Source organism: Xanthomonas codiaei, from assembly GCF_002939785.1.
GTDB lineage: Bacteria > Pseudomonadota > Gammaproteobacteria > Xanthomonadales > Xanthomonadaceae > Xanthomonas > Xanthomonas codiaei.
Genome location: NZ_MDEC01000009.1, coordinates 92,280 through 111,460 on the forward strand (window position 1 = coordinate 92,280; position 19,181 = coordinate 111,460).

At 66.4% G+C, this 19,181-nt stretch carries 13 protein-coding genes, 1 tRNA gene, 1 other RNA gene and 3 pseudogenes; 14 read left to right on the forward strand and 4 right to left on the reverse strand.

The genetic code is table 11. The annotated features are described in order from the left end of the window. The first annotated feature begins 154 nt into the window (after positions 1-154). From XcodCFBP4690_RS08720 to XcodCFBP4690_RS08735, 4 genes are read left to right on the forward strand one after another with little or no spacing between them, the layout of a single operon-like run. On the forward strand, positions 155-1,288 hold the full coding sequence (locus tag XcodCFBP4690_RS08720) for a LacI family DNA-binding transcriptional regulator (protein WP_244183595.1): 1,134 nt from the start codon (positions 155-157) through the stop codon (positions 1,286-1,288). A 13-nt stretch (positions 1,289-1,301) separates the two neighbouring features. Beyond that, entirely contained in the window at positions 1,302-2,612 is a 1,311-nt protein-coding gene (fucP, locus tag XcodCFBP4690_RS08725; RefSeq protein ID WP_104540569.1) for an L-fucose:H+ symporter permease, read from the forward strand. Beyond that, positions 2,609-3,595: a carbohydrate kinase family protein gene (locus tag XcodCFBP4690_RS08730; protein ID WP_167394533.1), complete on the forward strand. Its 987-nt coding sequence runs from the start codon at positions 2,609-2,611 to the stop codon at positions 3,593-3,595. Before fucP ends, XcodCFBP4690_RS08730 begins: the two co-directional genes overlap by 4 nt. Continuing rightward, positions 3,592-4,797, forward strand: a complete 1,206-nt coding sequence (locus XcodCFBP4690_RS08735) for an AGE family epimerase/isomerase (RefSeq protein WP_104540571.1) — start codon at positions 3,592-3,594, stop codon at positions 4,795-4,797. The genes XcodCFBP4690_RS08730 and XcodCFBP4690_RS08735 overlap by 4 nt, the downstream gene beginning before the upstream one ends. Before the next feature lie 152 nt (positions 4,798-4,949). Here XcodCFBP4690_RS08735 and metH read toward each other — a convergent pair whose 3' ends face one another. The 3 genes from metH to XcodCFBP4690_RS08750 all read right to left on the reverse strand — a co-directional run bounded on the left by metH (position 4,950) and on the right by XcodCFBP4690_RS08750 (position 10,136). Next, positions 4,950-7,703, reverse strand: a complete 2,754-nt coding sequence (gene metH / locus XcodCFBP4690_RS08740; protein ID WP_104540572.1) for a methionine synthase — start codon at positions 7,701-7,703, stop codon at positions 4,950-4,952. A gap of 301 nt (positions 7,704-8,004) precedes the next feature. Next, positions 8,005-9,144, reverse strand: coding sequence for a homocysteine S-methyltransferase family protein (locus tag XcodCFBP4690_RS08745; RefSeq protein WP_104540573.1), 1,140 nt, complete (start codon positions 9,142-9,144; stop codon positions 8,005-8,007). Between the two features lie 2 nt (positions 9,145-9,146). Beyond that, complete coding sequence (locus XcodCFBP4690_RS08750; RefSeq protein WP_167394534.1) at positions 9,147-10,136, reverse strand: ArsR/SmtB family transcription factor; 990 nt, start codon at positions 10,134-10,136, stop codon at positions 9,147-9,149. Between the two features lie 123 nt (positions 10,137-10,259). Between XcodCFBP4690_RS08750 and XcodCFBP4690_RS08755 the strand changes: the two genes are divergently transcribed. From XcodCFBP4690_RS08755 to XcodCFBP4690_RS08770, 6 genes and pseudogenes are all read left to right on the forward strand, one after another. Further along, the gene (locus tag XcodCFBP4690_RS08755) at positions 10,260-11,408 is read left to right on the forward strand and encodes an acyl-CoA dehydrogenase family protein (protein ID WP_104540575.1); all 1,149 of its coding nucleotides are present in this window, start codon (positions 10,260-10,262) and stop codon (positions 11,406-11,408) included. Positions 11,409-11,436: 28 nt separating this feature from the next. Further along, positions 11,437-11,547, forward strand: a complete 111-nt coding sequence (locus XcodCFBP4690_RS23270; protein ID WP_033481355.1) for an acyl-CoA dehydrogenase family protein — start codon at positions 11,437-11,439, stop codon at positions 11,545-11,547. A 52-nt stretch (positions 11,548-11,599) separates the two neighbouring features. Continuing rightward, a pseudogene (locus XcodCFBP4690_RS23045) lies at positions 11,600-11,686 on the forward strand (acyl-CoA dehydrogenase family protein); the annotation flags it as partial. 52 nt (positions 11,687-11,738) lie between these two features. Next, positions 11,739-11,825, forward strand: a pseudogene (locus XcodCFBP4690_RS22390) (acyl-CoA dehydrogenase family protein); the annotation flags it as partial. A 52-nt stretch (positions 11,826-11,877) separates the two neighbouring features. Then, positions 11,878-11,964 (forward strand): annotated as a pseudogene (locus XcodCFBP4690_RS23400) (acyl-CoA dehydrogenase family protein); the annotation flags it as partial. A gap of 312 nt (positions 11,965-12,276) precedes the next feature. Further along, complete coding sequence (locus XcodCFBP4690_RS08770) at positions 12,277-13,800, forward strand: platelet-activating factor acetylhydrolase IB subunit (RefSeq protein ID WP_146091867.1); 1,524 nt, start codon at positions 12,277-12,279, stop codon at positions 13,798-13,800. Between the two features lie 616 nt (positions 13,801-14,416). Here the strand turns inward: XcodCFBP4690_RS08770 and XcodCFBP4690_RS08775 are convergent. Further along, positions 14,417-14,503 (reverse strand) — tRNA-Leu (locus XcodCFBP4690_RS08775). A gap of 120 nt (positions 14,504-14,623) precedes the next feature. Between XcodCFBP4690_RS08775 and rnr the strand changes: the two genes are divergently transcribed. From rnr to XcodCFBP4690_RS08795, 4 genes are all read left to right on the forward strand, one after another. Then, complete coding sequence (gene rnr / locus XcodCFBP4690_RS08780) at positions 14,624-17,140, forward strand: ribonuclease R (RefSeq protein WP_104540576.1); 2,517 nt, start codon at positions 14,624-14,626, stop codon at positions 17,138-17,140. A 131-nt stretch (positions 17,141-17,271) separates the two neighbouring features. After that, on the forward strand, positions 17,272-17,745 hold the full coding sequence (locus XcodCFBP4690_RS08785) for a GFA family protein (protein WP_104540577.1): 474 nt from the start codon (positions 17,272-17,274) through the stop codon (positions 17,743-17,745). A 319-nt stretch (positions 17,746-18,064) separates the two neighbouring features. Further along, positions 18,065-18,814 carry a 23S rRNA (guanosine(2251)-2'-O)-methyltransferase RlmB gene (gene rlmB, locus XcodCFBP4690_RS08790; RefSeq protein ID WP_104540578.1) on the forward strand — a complete coding sequence of 250 codons (750 nt, stop codon included), beginning with the start codon at positions 18,065-18,067 and terminating at the stop codon, positions 18,812-18,814. Between the two features lie 95 nt (positions 18,815-18,909). After that, positions 18,910-18,985: non-coding RNA, sX9 sRNA (locus XcodCFBP4690_RS08795), on the forward strand. Positions 18,986-19,181: the final 196 nt, after the last annotated feature.

Below are 19,181 nucleotides of genomic sequence, written 5' to 3' on the forward strand. Positions count from 1 at the left end.
TGCTACTCGATAGCGCTGCCGCCGACCGCCGACCGCCGACCGTGGCATTCGATGCTGCACTGCCGCATGCATTGGGTGCGGGGAAGAGGCTTAATTGGATCGATCCAATTTCAGTCCATTGCATGCACGATTTCCATTCAGCGGGGGCGGGCGCTTGACGCGTTCCGGGCAGGCACCGGCCACGCCGGAGGCGGGCGAAACGCGTGCGTCGCGTCGCGGTGCGGTGACGCTGCGCGACATTGCCAGCGCGATCGGCGTGTCGCGCGCCACGGTGTCGCTGGTGCTGCGTGGCAGCCCCTTAGTGCATGCCACCACCCGCGCGCGGGTGGAAGCCGAGTTGGATCGGCAACATTACGTTTACAACCGCGCCGCGGCCAACCTGCGGCAGCGCACCTCGTCCAGCATCGCGCTGATCATCAACGACCTGTCCAACCCGTTCTTCGCCGAGTTTGCCGCTGGTGTCGACGAGGCGCTGGGCGCGGCCGGGTATGTGACCCTGCTGGGCAGTACCGGCGAATCCACGCAGCGCCAGCACGCTGTGTTGACCTCGCTGATGGAGCACACGCCGGCCGGCATCATCCTCTCGCCTGCCGAGGGCAGCCAGGCGCAGGCGCTGGCGCAGGTGTTGGGCCGCCAGCGCAACGTGGTGCTGTTCAACCGCGAAGTGGACGGCGCGGGTTGGGATCTGCTGGCGCTGGACAACGAGCAGGGCGCCTTGCTCGCCTGTACCCATCTGATCGCGCAGGGACACCGGCAGATCGTGTTCTTCGGCGGCCATGCCGATTCCAGCTCCTGCCGGCAGCGCCGTGCCGGCTATGCGCGGGCGATGTCCGCGGCCGGGCTGGCGGTGCACTACGTCGAATCGGCACCCAACCGCCAGCATGCGGCGCTATGTGGCGCAAACATGCTCGACGGCGGCGCGCATGGCATCACTGCGGCGGTCTGCTACAACGACAGCGTCGCGCTGGGCCTGATGGCGGCCCTGGCGATGCGCGGCATCGTGCCGGGGCGCGACTTCGCGGTGACCGGCTTCGACGATATCGCCGAGGCCGCGCTGTTCACTCCCGCACTGACCACGCTGGCGGCCGATCCGCGCGCGCGCGGCCGCCAGGCTGCGCAACTGGTGCTGCAACGTATCGGCAGTCCCGATCTGGCGGCGCAGCGGCTCATCGCCGCGGTGGCGCTGCAGATTCGCGCCAGCAGCGCCTGTGCACCGACACCGGCGATTCCGCCCGCTCCGTTGCATCGCTCTTCCACCCATTCCCCCACCAAGGCCTCCGGCCGCTGACCAGGCAACTCCTATGGTTTCCCTTTCCACGCAATCCACCGTGCCAAGCGGCAACAAGGCGCCCGTCAACAACGGCGTCGCGTTGTCGGTGGTCACCACGATCTTCTTCATGTGGGGCTTTCTCACCTGCCTCAACGACATCCTGATTCCGCATTTGAAGTCGGTGTTCGAGCTCAACTTCGCGCAGGCGATGCTGGTGCAGTTCACCTTCTTCGGTGCGTATTTCCTGATGTCGCTGCCGGCCGGTTGGCTGGTGAACCGGTTGGGCTACAAGCAGGGCATCGTGGCCGGGCTGGCAGTAGCGGCGGTCGGCGCGCTGGGCTTCTGGCCGGCGGCGGAGCTGCGCGTGTACGGTGCCTTTCTGGGCGCGCTGTTCGTGCTGGCCACCGGCATCACCATCCTGCAGGTCGCGGCGAATCCCTATGTTGCGTTGCTGGGTCCGGAGCGCAGCGCGTCCAGCCGGCTGACCCTGGCGCAGGCGCTCAACTCGCTGGGCACCGCGATCGCGCCGTTGCTGGGCGGTTGGTTGATCCTGTCCAACACGGTGATGAGCAGCGACGCGCTCAAGGCGCTGCCGGAACCCGAGCAGCTTGCCTACCGCGTGCAGGAGGCGCAGGCGGTGCAGGGCCCGTACATCGGCCTGGGTGTGGTGCTGTTCCTGCTGGCGATCTTCGTGTTCCTGTTCCGCCTGCCGGCGCTGACCGATACCGGTGCGCAAAAGAGCGACAGTACTCATTCGCTGCTGGACGCGTTGCAACATCCGCATGTGCGCTTCGGTGTGCTGGCGATCTTCTTCTATGTCGGTGCGGAAGTGGCGATCGGCAGCCTGATGGTCAATTACTTCTCGCTGCCGCAGATCGGCGGATTCACCGAGCGTGAGGCGACCAAGTACGTCTCGGCCTACTGGACGCTGGCGATGATCGGCCGCTTCATCGGTTCGGCGCTGCTGGCCAAGCTGTCGCCGCGCGTGCTGCTGTCGGTGTTCGCAGCGATCAATGCGCTGTTGCTGGGGCTAACCATGGCCAGCGGGGGCATGCTGGCGGTGTATGCGCTGGTGGCGATCGGTCTGTTCAACTCCATCATGTTTCCGACCATTTTCACCCTGGGCATCGAGCGCCTGGGTCCGTTGACCGGCCGCGCCTCCAGCCTGTTGATCATGGCCATTGTCGGCGGCGCGATCGTGCCCTACCTGCAGGGCCTGCTGGCCGACAGCATTGGCCTGCACGAGTCGTTCGTGCTGCCACTGCTTTGCTATCTGTACATCGTGTTCTACGGCATCTGGGGTTCGCGCCTGCGTGGCGCCCTGGCGGAGGCACGCGCATGAGCACCATCAGGAATCAGGTGATCTGCTTCGGTGAAGCCTTGATCGACATGCTGGCCCTGCCGCAGGCCGCCGGCGACGATGCGCGCACCTTTGCGCAGTACGCCGGTGGCGCGCCGGCCAACGTGGCGGTGGCAGTGGCCAAGCTTGGCGGCGCGGCGCATTTTGTCGGCATGCTGGGCCGCGACATGTTTGGCGACTTCCTGCTGCAGAGCCTGCAGCAGGCCGGCGTAGCCACCAATGGCATCGTGCGCACCGACCAGGCCAAGACCGCGCTGGCCTTCGTCGCCCTCGATGCGGCGGGCGAGCGCAGTTTCAGTTTCTACCGGCCGCCGGCGGCGGACCTGCTGTTCCGCGCCGAACATTTCGCCGCCGACGGCTTCGCCCAGGCCGCGGTGCTGCACGTGTGCTCCAACAGCATGACTGAGCCGGAGATCGCGCAATGCACGCTAGATGGCATGCGCCGCGCGCGCGCAGCCGGTGCCATCGTCAGCCTGGACCTCAACCTGCGCCCGATGCTGTGGCCGCAGGACGTGGATCCGGCGCCGGTGCTGTGGGAGGCGCTGGCGCTGGCCGATGTGGTCAAGCTCTCGCGCGAAGAGCTCGACTATCTGGCCGGCACCTTGCACGCCGATGCCGGCGCGGTGACGCAGAAGCTATGGCAGGGGCAGGCGCGCTGGTTGTTGGTCACCGACGGCGGTGGCCCGGTGCACTGGCAGACCCGTACCGATGCGGGTCAGGTGCCGACCTTCGACGTGCAGGTGCGCGACAGCACCGCGGCAGGCGATGCCTTCGTCGGTGGGCTGCTGTATCAACTGGCTGCGCGCGCGATTCCGCTCGAGCAGCTATGCGGCGATCCCACGGCGATGGCCGAGGTGATCCGTTTCGCCGCTGCCGTCGGTGCATTGGCGGTCACGCGCAAGGGCGCGTTCGCCGCGATGCCCGGCATCGATGACGTCCATACCCTGATCCAGGAACAAGCATGAGCCCGTTGCCCGCATCCCCCGCACCCGATTTCCGTTCGGCCGACGTCCTGCGCCAGCACATCGCCGACACCATGGCGTTCTACCACCCGCACGCGATCGACCCAGCCGGTGGCTTCTTCCACTATTTCCGTGACGACGGCTCCATCTACGATGCCGGCCACCGGCATCTGGTGAGCAGCACGCGCTTCGTCTTCAACTATGCGATGGCCTACCGCGAGTTCGGCAACGCCGAGTACCTGGAGGCGGTGCGCCACGGCCTGGATTACCTGCGCAACGTGCACCGCAACGCCGCCACCGGCGGTTATGCCTGGACCTTGCGCGACGGCGTGGTGGAAGACGACATGAACCACTGCTACGGCGTGGCGTTCGTGCTGCTGGCGTATTCGTGCGGGCTGAAGGCCGGCATCGCCGAGGCGCGTGCGTGGATGGACGAAACCTGGCAGCTGCTGGAGAGATATTTCTGGGAGCCGGAATTCGGCCTGTACCGCGACGAAGCCGATGCGCAGTTCAACTTCACCACCTATCGCGGCCAGAACGCCAACATGCACATGTGCGAGGCGATGATCGCCGCCTACGAAGCCAGTGGCGAGCAGCGCTATCTCGATCGCGCGCTGCAGCTGGCCGACAACATGACCCGGCGCCAGGCCGCCAAGGCCGATGGCCTGGTGTGGGAGCACTACGACCCGCAATGGAATATCGACTGGGACTACAACCGCGACAATCCCAAGCATCTGTTCCGGCCCTGGGGCTTCCAGCCGGGTCACCAGACCGAATGGGCCAAGCTGCTGATGCTGCTGGATTGTTATGCACCCACGGACTGGTTGTTGCCGACTGCCCGGCACCTCTTCGATGTGGCGGTGGAGCGCTCCTGGGATGCGCAGCGCGGCGGGCTGTACTACGGCTTCGCCCCGGATGGCCAGGTGTGCGACGACGACAAGTATTTCTGGGTGCAGGCCGAATCCTTGGCTGCCGCGGCCTTGTTGGCACAACGCAGCGGCGATGAACGCTATTGGCAGTGGTACGACAAGCTGTGGAATTACGCGTGGACGCACATGATCGACCACCGCTACGGCGCGTGGTATCGCATCCTGGATGCGGACAACCGCAAGTACAGCGACGAGAAGAGCCCGGCCGGCAAGACCGACTACCACACCATGGGCGCCTGCCACGAAGTGTTGAACGTGTTGCGGCCGGCAACGTGATGCTAATGAAATTCGTCGGCGCCGAGATCATCGGTGCCGCGGCTGTGTAGAAGCGCACCGGGGCACTATGGGGCTTTATTGGTAAAGCCCTTTCGCGCCCGGGTGCGCTCCTACATTGGTTTGCTGGTGCTTGCGATGATGGGGACCCGCTCTTATTCCGGGTCGTAATCCAGGTTCGACGCGAGCCAGCGCTCGGCCAATGCCAGCGTAATGCCCTTGCGCCTGGCATAGTCGGCCACCTGCTCCTTGCCCAGCCGCCCGACCACGAAGTACTGGCTCCTGGGATGGCTGAAGTAGTAGCCGGACACCGCGGCGGTGGGCAGCATCGCAAAACTCTCGGTCAGCGACATTTCGGCATTGCGCTCTGCGTCGAGTAGGTCGAACAGCGTGCGTTTCTCGCTGTGCTCGGGGCAGGCCGGGTAACCGGGCGCCGGTCGGATGCCGCGATAGCGCTCGGCGATCAACGCCTCGTTGTCCAGGTCCTCGTCGTCCACGTAGCCCCAGAATTCGGTGCGCACACGCTGGTGCAGGCGCTCGGCCAGCGCCTCGGCCAGGCGGTCGGCCAATGCCTTGAGCAGGATGGCGTTGTAGTCGTCGTGCGCGGCCTCGAAGCGGGCGACGTGCGGATCGATGCCAAGACCGGCAGTGACCGCGAACGCACCGATCCAGTCCTGCTTGCCGCTGTCCTTGGGCGCGATGAAATCGGCCAGGCAGAAGTCCGGGCGATCGATGGGTTTGTCGACTTGCTGGCGCAGGAAATGCAATAAACGCCGGGATTCGGGATTGGGGATTGGAGATTGGCTGGGCTGCGGCGACTCCCCACTCCCGATTGCCGAATACCGGTGGTCTGTCAGGACCACTTCAACGTCATCGCCCACGCTATTGGCCGGCCATAGCCCAAACACGGCCTTCGCCGTCAGCCACTTCTCGTCGACGATCTGCTTGAGCATGCGTCGTGCATCGCGATACAGCTCGCTGGCCTGGGGGCCGACGATCTCGTCGCTGAGGATGGCCGGGAACTTGCCGGCCAGTTCCCAGGCCTGGAAAAACGGGGTCCAGTCGATCAGCTCCACCAGCTCGGCCAGCGGGTAATCGTCGAAGACGTGCAGGCCGGGTTGGCGCGGAGCGGGGGGCGTGTAGTTGCTCCAGTCGCCATCGAACCTTTGCGCGCGCGCCTTCTCCAGCGATACCAGCCGCTTGGCGTCGCCACGGTTGCGATGGCGCGCGCGGATCTCCGCGTAGTCGGCATCGTTGGCGGCGACGAATGCCGCACGCAGATCGCGCGAGATCAGCGATTGCGCCACGCCTACGGCACGCGAGGCGTCCTTTACCCACACCGTGGGCGCGGTGTAGTGCGGGTCGATCTTCAATGCCGTGTGTGCCCGCGAGGTGGTGGCACCACCGATCAGCAACGGAATCTCGAAGCCCTGGCGCTGCATTTCGCGCGCCACGTGCGACATCTCTTCCAGCGATGGCGTGATCAGGCCGGACAGCCCGATCAGGTCCGCATGTTCTTCGCGCGCGCGGTCCAGGATGACCTGCGCGCTGACCATCACGCCCAGGTCGACCACATCGAAATTGTTGCAGGCCAGGACCACGCCGACGATGTTCTTGCCGATGTCGTGCACGTCACCCTTGACGGTTGCCATGATGATCTTGCCGTTGGACTTGCCGACATCGCCGGTACGCAGTTTTTCCGCCTCGATGAAAGGCAGCAGGTAAGCGACGGCCTTCTTCATTACGCGCGCCGACTTGACCACCTGCGGCAGGAACATCTTGCCGGCGCCGAATAGGTCGCCGACCACGTTCATGCCGTCCATCAGCGGGCCTTCGATCACATCCAGCGGGCGGGTGGACTGCTGGCGCGCTTGCTCGGTATCGATGTCCACATAGGCGTCGATGCCGTGCACCAGCGCATGCGCCAGACGCGCGCGTACCGGCTTGTCGCGCCAGGCCAGGTCTTCGGCTTTCGATGCGCCCTTGGTGCCCTTGTAGCGTTCGGCGATGTCCAGCAAGCGCTCGGTGCCATCGCGGCGGCGATTGAGGATCACGTCCTCCACGCGCTCGCGCAGTTCCGGGTCCAGCTCGTCGTAGATCGGCATGCCGCCGGCATTGACGATGCCCATGTCCATGCCGGCCTTGATCGCGTGGAACAGGAAGACCGAATGGATCGCCTGGCGCACCGTCTCGTTGCCGCGGAACGAGAACGAGACATTGGAAACGCCGCCCGAGACGTGGCAATGCGGCAGCGTGTCCTTGATGATGCGGGTGGCTTCGATGAAGTCCACCGCATAGTTGTCGTGCTCCTCGATGCCGGTGGCCACGGCGAAGATGTTCGGGTCGAAGATGATATCTTCCGGCGGGAAGCCCACCTGCTCGGTCAGCACGTTGTAGGCGCGCGTGCAGATTTCCACCTTGCGCGCGCAGGTGTCGGCCTGTCCCGCTTCATCGAAGGCCATCACCACCGCGGCCGCGCCATAGCGCAGCACCTTGCGCGCCTGTTCGATGAAGACCGCTTCGCCTTCCTTGAGCGAGATCGAGTTGACCACGCTCTTGCCCTGCAGGCATTTCAGGCCCGCTTCGATCACGCTCCACTTGGACGAATCCACCATCACCGGGATGCGTGCGATGTCCGGCTCGGACATGATCAGGTTGAGAAAGCGGGTCATCGCTTTTTCGGAATCGATCAGGCCTTCGTCCATGTTGACGTCGAGGATCTGCGCACCGTTGGCGACCTGCTGGCGCGCCACCTCGACCGCCTCTTCGTAGCGCTCTTCCTTGATCAGCTTGCGGAACTGCGCGCTGCCGGTGACGTTGGTGCGCTCGCCGACGTTGACGAACAGCAGGTCCGGAGTGATGACCAGCGGTTCCAGGCCCGACAGGCGGGTGTAGCGGGGAGTGCTCATGCAACGCTCTGCTGGACGGTGATGGCGCGATCGGTCTTGGTGGGGTGGTGCTTGGGGCCGAACGATGGGGCGCGGTGGAATGCGGCCCTCATCCGGCGCTGCGCGCCACCTTCTCCCGCAGGCGGGAGAAGGGCAGTTCGTCGCGCACGGCGCGTCCGTGTGGCAGCCCAAGCGCCGCGCTGTCCTTCTCCCGCCAGTCGAGCCATGCGCCGTCCTTCTCCCGTTTGCGGGGGCATGCGCCGTCCCTCTCCCGCTTGCGGGAGAAGGTGCCCGAAGGGCGGATGAGGGCGAGCCTGACGCATCACGCCGCCAGCTCCTGCGCGCCAGGCAATTGCCGCGGCTGCAGGTCGGCCACCGCCGCGGCGATGGCGCGGATATGATCCGGCGAGGTACCACAACACCCGCCGACCAGATTGAGCAGGCCGGCCTGGGCGAACTCGCGCAGCGTGGCCGCCATTTCTTCCGGGGTTTCGTCGTATTCGCCGAAGGCATTGGGCAGGCCGGCATTCGGATGCGCGCTGACATAGCCGTCGGCGATCTGCGCCAGCGTCTCCACATGCGGGCGCAAGTCCTTGGCGCCCAGTGCGCAGTTCAGACCCACCGACAACGGCCGCCCGTGCGCCACCGAAGCATAGAACGCTTCGGCGGTCTGCCCGGACAAGGTGCGCCCGGAAGCGTCGGTGATGGTGCCGGAGATCATCACCGGCAGACGCCCGCCGCGGGTTTCGAAGACTTCTTCGATGGCGTAGAGCGCGGCCTTGGCATTGAGCGTGTCGAAGATGGTCTCCACCATCAAGGTATCGGCACCGCCATCGATCAGGCCTTCGATCGCCTCGCGATAGGTCTGCCGCAGTGCGTCGAAGCTGGTGTTGCGATAGCCGGGGTCGTTGACGTCCGGGCTGATCGACGCGGTACGGCTGGTCGGGCCAAGCACGCCGATCACGAAGCGCGGCTTGTGCGGGGTCAGCGCTTCGACGGCATCGCAGCACGTGCGTGCCACCTGCGCGCCGGCCTTGTTCAACTCGTAGACCAGATGTTCCAGGTGATAGTCGGCCTGGCTCACCGACGTCGCGTTGAAGGTGTTGGTTTCCAGCAGGTCGGCACCGGCATCCAGATACGCGCGGTGGATGCCGGCGATGATCTCCGGGCGGGTCAGCAGCAGCAGGTCGTTGTTGCCCTTCAGGTCATGCCCTTCCGGCGCGTGTGCGTGATCGCAACCGGGCCCGTGCACGTGCGCGCTGTCGTAGCCCTCGGCAAAGCGGGTGCCGCGGTAGTCAGGCTCCTGCAGATCGTGGCGCTGGATCATGGTGCCCATCGCGCCATCGATGATGAGGATGCGCTCACGCAAGGCGGCAGTAAGCTTGGCGGCGCGCTCCGGATGCAGCCACGGCAATGCAAACGGGATTGGGGATTGGGAATTGGGGATTGGCGCGTGCGTCATGGTCAGGTTCTCCTCGCCGCAGTGTCTTTGTTTCCCACCAATCCCGACTCCCGATTCCCCAATCCCGGCTTCACCGCAATCAACGAGATCACCTCGAAATGCGGCGGCCGTTTTTCGCGCGTCACCGTCTCCAGGCTGGACACGTCCAGCCCGGCTTTCTCGACGAACCTGCGCAATTCCTTGGCGGCAAATCCCAGATTGACGTGGCCGTAGGCATGCACGGCCGCGCGGTGTTCGTGCTTGGCCAGGCTGCACAGCAGCAGGCGGCCGCCGGGGCGCAGTACGCGCGCCGATTCGGCCACCGCCTGCGCCGGCTTGGCGGCATAGGTCAGTGCATGCATCAGCACCACCAGGTCGAAGCTGGCATCGGGGAACGGCAGCGCATGCATGTCGCCTTCGCGCACTTCCACGTTGCCCAGCTTGCGCAGGCGCTCGCTGGCGGCGGCCACCACGCGCGCACTGGTGTCGATGCAGATGTAGCGGGTGGCGTGCGGGGCCACCAGTTCGGCCAGCACGCCGTCGCCGGAGGCGATGTCCAGCACGTCGCCGGCTTCCAGCAGGGGCAGGGCGGTGCGCGCCAGCGCTTCCCAGGTGCGCCCGGGCGAATAATGGCGCTCCATGTCGCCGGCCACCGAATCGGCCCAGTTCTGGTCGGCGGCGCGATTGGCGAGCACGGCGGCCACGCGCTCGGCATCCTGGCGCAGCAGCGGGTCGTCGCTGCCGGTGCTCAGTGCCAGCCATAGCGCGCGTTGGGCCGGGTCCAGCGAGACCTCGTCGAAGCGGTAATACGCGGACACGCCGGCGCGGCGGTCGCGCACCAGGCCCGCTTCCTTCAGCTTGGCCAGGTGGGTGGACACCCGCGGCTGGGCCAGGCGGGTGATGGCCGACAGCTCGGCCACGGTGAGTTCTTCCTGCTCCAACAGGGCCAGCAGGCGGACACGGGTAGCGTCGGCGAATACTTTCAGGCGGGCCGACCAGTCTTCCAGATCCATGAATATCTCTATATCGCGATATGGAGATATTTTCGGCCGGTCAGGGGGTGAGGTCAACTACATACGCATGCGAATGGTTGTGGCTACAATGGACGCACAGTCAATACCCGGGAGGGGTCGAACGTGGATTTCAGCTTTACCGAAGAACAACTGATGATCCAGGACGTGGCCCGCCGGATCGGCCAGGAAAAGATCGCCCCCAGCGCCGAGCACTTCGACCGCAGCGGCGAATTTCCGCTGGAGAACATCCAGCTCCTGGGCGAGAACGGACTGATGGGCATCGAGGTGCCGGCCGAGTACGGCGGTGCCGGCATGGACCCGATCAGCTATGCGCTGGCGATGATCGAGATCGCCGCCGCCGACGGCGCGCATTCCACCATCATGTCGGTCAACAATTCGCTGTTCTGCACCGGCATCCTGAAGAACGGCACCGAAGCGCAGAAGCAGCTCTACGTGCGCGCGATTGCCGAAGGCACCCACATCGGCGCCTTCGCACTGACCGAGCCGCAGTCCGGTTCCGATGCCTCGGCGATGCGCTGCCGCGCGGTCAAGCAGGGGGATGGCAGCTTCGTCATCAACGGCAAGAAGAGCTGGATCACCTCCGGCCCGGTGGCCAAGTACATCGTGCTGTTCGCGGTGACCGAACCGGACAAGGGCTCGCGCGGCATCACCGCCTTCATGGTCGATACCGAGCGCGCCGGCTTCCACCGCGGCAAGACCGAGCCCAAGCTGGGCATCCGCGCCTCGGCCACCTGCGAGATCGAGTTCGCCGACTACGTGGCACAGCCGGACGAGGTGCTGGGTGCCGAGGGCGAGGGCTTCAAGACCGCGATGAGCGTGCTGGATGCCGGGCGCATCGGCATCGCCTCGCAGGCGGTGGGCATCGCGCGTGCCGCCTATGAAGCCACGCTGGCCTATGCGAAGGAGCGCAAGGCGTTCGGCGCGGCGATCGGCACCTTCCAGATGACCCAGGCCAAGGTCGCCGACATGAAGTGCAAGCTGGATGCGGCGTTGTTGCTTACGCTGCGCGCAGCTTGGCTCAAGGGGCAGGGGCGCAAGTTCGGTACCGAAGCGGCGGTGGCCAAGCTCACCGCCTCCGAAGCGGCGATGTGGATCACCCACCAGGCGGTGCAGATCCATGGCGGCATGGGTTATTCGAAAGAGATGCCGCTGGAGCGCTACTTCCGAGATGCCAAGATCACCGAGATCTACGAAGGCACCTCGGAAATCCAGCGCCTGGTGATCGCGCGCGGCGAGACCGGCTTGCGCTGAGGTCGGCCGCACTCCAGCGCTGCCGCAGATGCGGCAACGCTGGAGCGCTCTCCGCGATGCCAAGATCACCGAGATCTACGAAGGCACCTCGGAAATCCAGCGCCTGGTGATCGCGCGCGGCGAGACCGGGCTGCGCTGAGGTCGGCCGCACTCCAGCGCTGCCGCAGGCGCGGCAACGCTGGAGCGCTCTCCGAGATGCCAAGATCACCGAGATCTACGAAGGCACCTCGGAAATCCAGCGCCTGGTGATCGCGCGCGGCGAGACCGGGCTGCGCTGAGGTCGGCCGCACTCCAGCGCTGCCGCAGATGCGGCAACGCTGGAGCGCTCTCCGCGATGCCAAGATCACCGAGATCGACGAAGGCACCTCGGAGATTCAACGCCTGGTGATCGCGCGCGGCGAGACCGGGCTGCGCTGAGGTCGGCCGCCCTCCAGCGCTGCCGCAGATGCGGCAACGCTGGAGCGCTCTCCGCGATGCCAAAATCACCGAAATCGACGAAGGCACCTCGGAGATTCAACGCCTGGTGATCGCGCGCGGCGAGACCGGCTTGCGCTGACCTCGGCCACGTTGCGTAGGCGCGTCATCGATCAGTGCGTCGGCTGGTTAGTGAGAGTTCCGGGACTGGGCTGAGATCGCTTGGTAGGAGCGTGCCCGCGCGCGACGGAGCGTTCTCGATAACGCCTCGTCGCGCGCAGGCACGTTCCTACATATAGGCTGGTGCGTGCAGCTGGGATGCAGCTGCGTCACCGGGCCGCCAACCTGCATCGACCATCGCGCGGCGTCTGCTGGCAGGCGCTGCGCGCTGACGCTTGTCGTTCGCTGCGCCCGCGGACCACAATCCGTGCTTCTCCCCGTCGCTGGTGCGCGCATGTTCCGCTCGTTGCACGCTGTGCTCTCCCGCCCTTCGCTGCCTGCCATCGCGCACGCGCTGGTGTGCTGGGGGCTGTTGCTGGTCTGCGCCACGGCAGGTGCGCAGACGCCACCACCTTCGGTCGTGCCCACCGACCGGCTGCAGGAGCCCTGGTGGGCGCAGCGGCATGCGCAGGTGCTGGAACAGGTGAGGCAGCAACCGGACACCAGGCTGCTGCTGATCGGCGATTCGATCACCCAGAACTACGAGAAGGCCAGGGCGCCGGACCAAGACTTCCAGCCCACCTGGCAGACCTTCTACGGCAGCCGTGGCGCGCTCAACCTGGGCTTCAGCGGCGATGGCACCGAGAACGTGCTGTGGCGGCTGGCCAATGGCGAAGTGGACGGCCTGAATCCCAAGGTCGTACTGCTGCTGATCGGCACCAATAACACCGGTCATCTCGGCCAGAGCGCCGAGCAGGCCCAGCTCGGCATCGACGCGGTGGTCGCCGCGATCGAACAGAAACTGCCGCGCACCCACATCCTGCTGCTGAGCGTGCTGCCCAGTGATGTGTCGGCAGAGAAGTCGCGGCGCGACGCGCAGGTCAACCAGGGCCTGGCGGTACGCTACGGCGACAACCCGCGCGTGAGCTATCTGGACGTCAGCTCGGTCTTCCAACGTGCAGGCAAGCTGCGCACCGAGCTGTTCTACGACACCCGCTTCCAGCCCGCTGCCGGCGCCCTGCATCCGGATACCTCGGGTCAGCGCATGCTGGCCGAGGCGATCGAGCCGACCCTGGCGCGGCTGCTCGGCGAGCCGCCGGTCAAGCCGGTGGCCGAGCTCGGTCGCGATGCGGTCACTGCGCTGATGCCGGTCGATTGGCTGGAGCAGGATTCTTACGACTGGTACGCCCGCCACCATGCTGCGCTGGCGGTGGCGCGCACGCTCAAGCCGGAGGTGGTGATGATCGGCGACTCGATCACCCATTTCTGGTCCGGCCCGCCGCAGGCCACCCGCGTCAGCGGCGCGGAATCCTGGCAATGGCTGTACGGCAAGCGGCGGGTGCTGAATCTGGGCTTTGGTTGGGATCGCACCCAGAACGTGCTGTGGCGCATCAGCCAGGGCGAACTCGACGGCCTGGATCCACGTTGGGTGGTGCTGCACATCGGCACCAATAACCTCACCGGCACCGCACAGTCGCGCGCCAGCACGCCGGCCGAGGCTGCCCAGGGCGTGGAGGCCGTGGTCGCCGAGGTGCGTCGCCGCTTGCCCAACAGCACATTGATCCTGATGCAGATCATGCCGCGCGGCTTCCGCGCCGACAGCCCGCTGCGCGCACCGATCGCCGAGACCAATCGCCTGCTTGCCGCCCGCTTCGCCAAGGACCCGTCGGTGCGTCTGCTGGATATCGGCCCGCAGATGTTGCAACCCGATGGCTCCCTGCCCGAAGCCCTGATGCCAGACAGCACCCATCCCAGCGAGGCCGGTTACCGCATCTGGGCGCAGGCATTGCGCGCTGCCGGCATCACGGCAGCGCCATGACGCGGCGAGGGCAGGGGCCGGTTCTGTCACGGGCCGGCGCAATGGTGATGGCGCCGCTGGTGCTGGCGAGCGCTGGTCGCACTGTGTGCCGTCGCCCGCGCTCGCTTGTGGCAGTCGAGATCCCGTAGCGCTGAAAATCAGGGTGCGCCGACTCAATGACGTCGGCGTGCAGGCCTCTGGTGGAAGCGCCTGGCAACGGTGATCTGAGCGCCTTGCAGCACGCAGGCGGGACAGGCCGGCAGAGTTTGCGCGTCGGTACGGGCGGCAAGCTCGACGACGTGCGAGTGCGTGGTGGTGGTTCGCCTGCGCGTCTCGCTCAACACGAAGCATCGTGTTGCTGAGGTTGCATGAACCGGCGCGCGCTGATCGAGGCAGTGAGGCTGCAGGCGTGCTTGCAAGCTGCGGCGTCGTGCATTGCGTAGATGCCAAAGCGCGCTGCCTAGGCGCAGTGCCATGCGTGGCCTGTCTTCCCACGCAGCGTCCAACCGGCGTCACAGGGTACTGATGATCGCCGGAGGTGCTGGCGATCCATGCGGCCGGTGATTGATCAGGGCATCGCAGGAACTCAGACCCCAGAAACCAGAAGACCCCCGATCGCTCGGAGGTCTTTTTAGACTGGTGCCCAGAAGAGGACTCGAACCTCCACGAAGTTGCCCCCGCTAGCACCTGAAGCTAGTGCGTCTACCAATTCCGCCACCTGGGCAGGTGAGCCGCGAATTTTGCAGATTCCTGGCGGCCTTGTCAACGGGTTTCGCGCATCCGTCGCCGACCGCCGGGGGTGCCTGCCGCCCACGTCGGGACCACAGGGGGTACCATTAGGGCAATGACAAAGAAAACCCCCCAAGATTCCGCCCGGCCCAGCCGCCGTAAATCCGCCAGCCCGGGCGACTCCTCCACCGCCGAACAGCAAAAATTGCCGGGGTGGATGCCGGACTTCCTGGTTCGCGCCGCTGCCGGCGCATCGACCAAGTCCGCCAACAAGCGCGCTGCCGCCAAGGCGGCACCGCAGCAGCCCTCCGCTCCAACGCCTGCCGCCCCGCGCGCGCCGCATCCGCGCAAGAGCGGCCCGCCGGCCCCACCGCCAGAGCGCTTTGCAGAGGCCGCTGCAGCGCCTGCCGCCAGCTTCAAGGATCCGCATGCCGATCGCGAGGCGCTGCGCTATGCCGAGCCGATCGCCAGCCGTGAGGCCATCCTGCAACTGCTGGACACGTGCGACGGCCCGCAAACCGCCGAAGAGATCGCCGAACAGCTCGGCCTGAGCGACCGCATCGATGCGCTGGGCAAGCGCCTGGCCGCGATGGTGCGCGAGGCGCAGCTGGTGCAGAACCGCCGCGGCGGCTACGCCCCGGTGCAGCAGACCAGCCTGATTGCCGGCGTGGTGATCGCCAACCCGGAAGGCTTCGGCTTCCTCAAGCCGGACGAGGGCGGCGACGACCTGTTCCTGCCGCCGTTCGAAATGCGCAAGGTGATGCATGGCGACCGTGCGCTGGCCAATGTCACCGGCATCGATCGCCGCGGCCGCCGCGAAGGCGCCATTGCACGGGTGCTCGAGCGCGGCATGTCGCGCATGCTGGGGCGCTTTTTCTACGAACACGGCGTGGCCTACGTCGATCCGGACGACAAGCGCGTGCAGCGCAATGTCCAGATCGCCCCGGAGGGCATCGGCGAGGCGCGCGAAGGCCAGTTGGTGGTGTGCGAGCTGATCGCGCCGCCGGATGCGCGCCGCCCCGCCATCGGCAAGATCATCGCGGTGCTCGGCGACAAGCTGACCCCGTCGCTGGTGGTGGAAATGGCCATCCATGGCCATGAACTGCCGCACGAATTCCCGCAGGAAGTGCTGGACGAAGCCGCGGCCGTGCCGCTGGTGGTCCAGCCGCAGATGATCGGCGGGCGCGTGGACCTGCGGCAGATGCCGCTGGTCACCATCGACGGCGAAGACGCCAAGGACTTCGACGACGCGGTGTATTGCGAACCCAACGCCGACGGCTTCCGCCTGGTGGTGGCGATCGCCGACGTGTCCAACTACGTGCGTCCCGGTACGCCGCTGGACGACGAAGCGCAGAAACGCGCCACCTCGGTGTATTTCCCCGGTTTCGTGGTGCCGATGCTGCCGGAGACCCTGTCCAACGGCATCTGCTCGCTGATGCCCAAGGTCGACCGCATGTGCTTTGTCTGCGACATGCAGGTGGGACGCGATGGCGAGGTGACCGGCTCGCGTTTCTACGAAGCGGTGATGAATTCGCACGCGCGCCTGACCTACAACCAGGTCTGGAAGGCGGTGGGCGAGGACGATGCCGACACCAAGGCCTTCATCGGCCCGCTGCTGCCGCAGGTGCAGCGCCTGCACCAGCTGTATCACCTGCTGTCGAAGGCGCGCACGCACCGCGGCGCGATCGAGTTCGAAACCTCCGAAGTGCGCTTCGTGCTCGACAACACCGGCGAAGTGGCCCAGGCCGGCATGCTGGTGCGCAACGATGCGCACAAGCTGATCGAAGAATGCATGATTGCCGCCAACGTCGAGGCCGCGCGCTATCTGTTGAGCGTGCACGTGCCTGCACCTTACCGCGTGCACGAGCGCCCGCCGGAGAGCAAGTACGAGGACCTGCTGGAGTTCCTCAAGGAATTCCAGCTCAGCCTGCCGGCCTGGAGCAAGGTGCGCCCGGGCGATTACACCAAGCTGCTGAAGAAGGTGCGCGCGCGCCCGGATGCGGCGTTGCTGGAATCGGTGCTGCTGCGCAGCCAGAGCCTGGCGGTGTATTCGCCCGACAACCACGGCCACTTCGGCCTGGCGCTGGAGGCGTATGCGCACTTCACCTCGCCGATCCGCCGTTATCCGGACCTGCTGGTGCACCGCGCGATCAAGCACGCGCTGACCGGCGCCAGCCCGGAAACGTTCATCTATTCGCCGCGGCAGATGGCGGCGCTGGCGCTGCAGTGCTCCGAGCGCGGCCGTCGCGCCGACGAAGCCGAGCGCGAGGTGGACGAGCGCTATCGCGCCGCCTGGATGGAGAAGCATGTCGGCGGCCAGTTCGATGGCGTGATCAGCGGCGTGACCGGCTTCGGCCTGTTCGTGGAATTGAACGAATCCAAGGTCAATGGCCTGGTGCATGTCACCCAGTTGCCGCAGGACTATTACCAGTTCGACCCGATCCGCAAGACGCTGAGTGGCGAACGCCGTGGCCGCGAGTTCCGTCTGGGCGACCCGGTGCGCGTGCTGGTGCTCAAGGCCAGCATGGAAGAGCGCAAGATCGATTTCCGCCTGGCCGAAAATAGCGACCCCGGCGAGGCGCCATTGCCGCCGCGGGAAAAGCCCGCCAAGCGCAAGAAGAAGTCGCACTGATGTGAGGCATGACCTTGCCGGTGGCCCCGTGCCGCCGGCAACCCGTTGGATCGGCAGGTGGAGTGTGGTGCCGCCAGGACTGCTCCATGTCCACGGCGGCGATCTTGGCAGGCTGGTGTGCGGAGAAGGCAATGGATGCAACGAACGACTACAGCGGCGGTTGCCAGTGCGGCGCCGTGCGTTTCCATGTGCGCGGCAAACTGACCGACGCCTCGATCTGCCACTGCCGGATGTGCCAGAAGGCCTTCGGTGCGTATTACGCGCCCCTGGTGTCCGTGCGCGGCAGCGAGTTTCGCTGGACCCGTGGCGAGCCCAGGCGCTTTGCATCCTCGTCGGTGGTGCAGCGCGGTTTCTGCGCCGATTGCGGCACGCCGCTGACCTACGAAGCGCCCGACGGCGTGGCCATTGCCGCCGGGGCATTCGATCACCCCGAACAGCTGCCGCCGCAGGTCCAGTACGGACTGGATCGCAAGCTGCCCTTGGTCGATACCCTGGCGCAGCTGCCCACGCGTCCACCCGAAGACGATGCCGCCGCGGAGGCTTTTTTGGCCAGCGTGGTGTCGCGGCAACATCCGGATCACGACACCGAGCACTGGCCGGTCTGAGGCGCGGTCCCGGCGTCGTGCTGCCGCTCCTGCCGCCTGAGCATTCCGGTACGGGGCGTCAGGACGCTTGCTGCGGTTGGTCGCTGCCGTCAGCCCCCCATGCCTGGTCTGACAGCCAATCCGTCGGCACGATGGTCTGCATGGCATTCAGGCGGTCAGGCCGGGAGTGCGTCGGCGCGATCCGCACACGCCCCGCGTGGAATTCCGGTGTCATCGCGGCACCGTTTCGCCGGTGCCGTCCAGGTCCTGCATGTCCCGGCCGTGACGTGACCGGCCGCAGGCCCTACCATTCCCCCTCCATTTTCGTAGCACCGGCGCAATGAGCAAGAAGAACCAGTGGATCGTCGGCGTCAACGCCGTCGCCTCGTCCGTCGAGAACGACGCCGACAACGTGCGCGAGATCCTGATCGAGGCCGGCAGCAAGAACCCGCGGCTGACCGAGATCGAGGAACAGGCGCGCCGCAAGGGCATCGACGTGCGCCGGGTCAGTACCCAGGCGCTGGATGGCGTGGGCGGGCAGGTGCGCCACCAGGGCGTGGCCGCACGCTATGCGGCCGCGCGGCTGTGGGCCGAAAACGAGCTGGAAGGCCTGGTCGAGGCCGCCGAAGGGCGTGCGCTGGTGCTGGTGCTCGATGGCGTGCAGGACCCGCATAACCTGGGTGCCTGCCTGCGCAGCGCGGCGGCGGCGGGCGTCACCGCAGTGGTGATCCCCAAGGACAAGTCGGCCACGGTGAATGCCACCGTGCGCAAGACCTCGGCCGGTGCTGCCGACCGTATCCCGGTGGTGGCGGTGACCAACCTGGCGCGCTGCCTGCGCGACCTGCAGAAGCAGGGCGTGTGGCTGTACGGCCTGGCCGGCGAAGCGGAGGCCTCGCTGTACAGCGTGGACCTGCGCGGAAATGTCGGGCTGGTGCTCGGTGGCGAGGCCGATGGCCTGCGCCGGCTCACCCGCGAGCATTGCGACGGCCTGGTCAAGATCCCGATGCCGGGCGAGATCGAAAGCCTCAATGTGTCGGTGGCTACCGGCGTGACCCTGTTCGAGGCCGTGCGCCAGCGCCTGGGCAAGTGACCTTCCAAGGTTCGCACAGCGGGTGAAGCGCTTGGAGCAGCGAACAACACTGCTGCGCTCACCGCCAGGCGGGCGGGGCCGGTGTTCGGTGCGGCATGTACCGCTCCTACACACGGGTTCCTCCGCCTCGTCCGCACCCACCTGACGACCGCTCGCTACGTTTTGGTAGCCACTCATGGAGTGCCGAATGCGTGCCGCTCACGCGCGTGGGCGACGATCGAATCTGCGCAGATCGCCGCCTGGAGTCGGTTGATGCGGCCACGCAGGATGCGTACGCAACGCTGCTGGATCAACGCTTGCGGCGCCCGGTGCCGCAGGCGCGCAGCGCACACGCGGCTTTTTGCCTACCATATCGGCAGCAAACGGC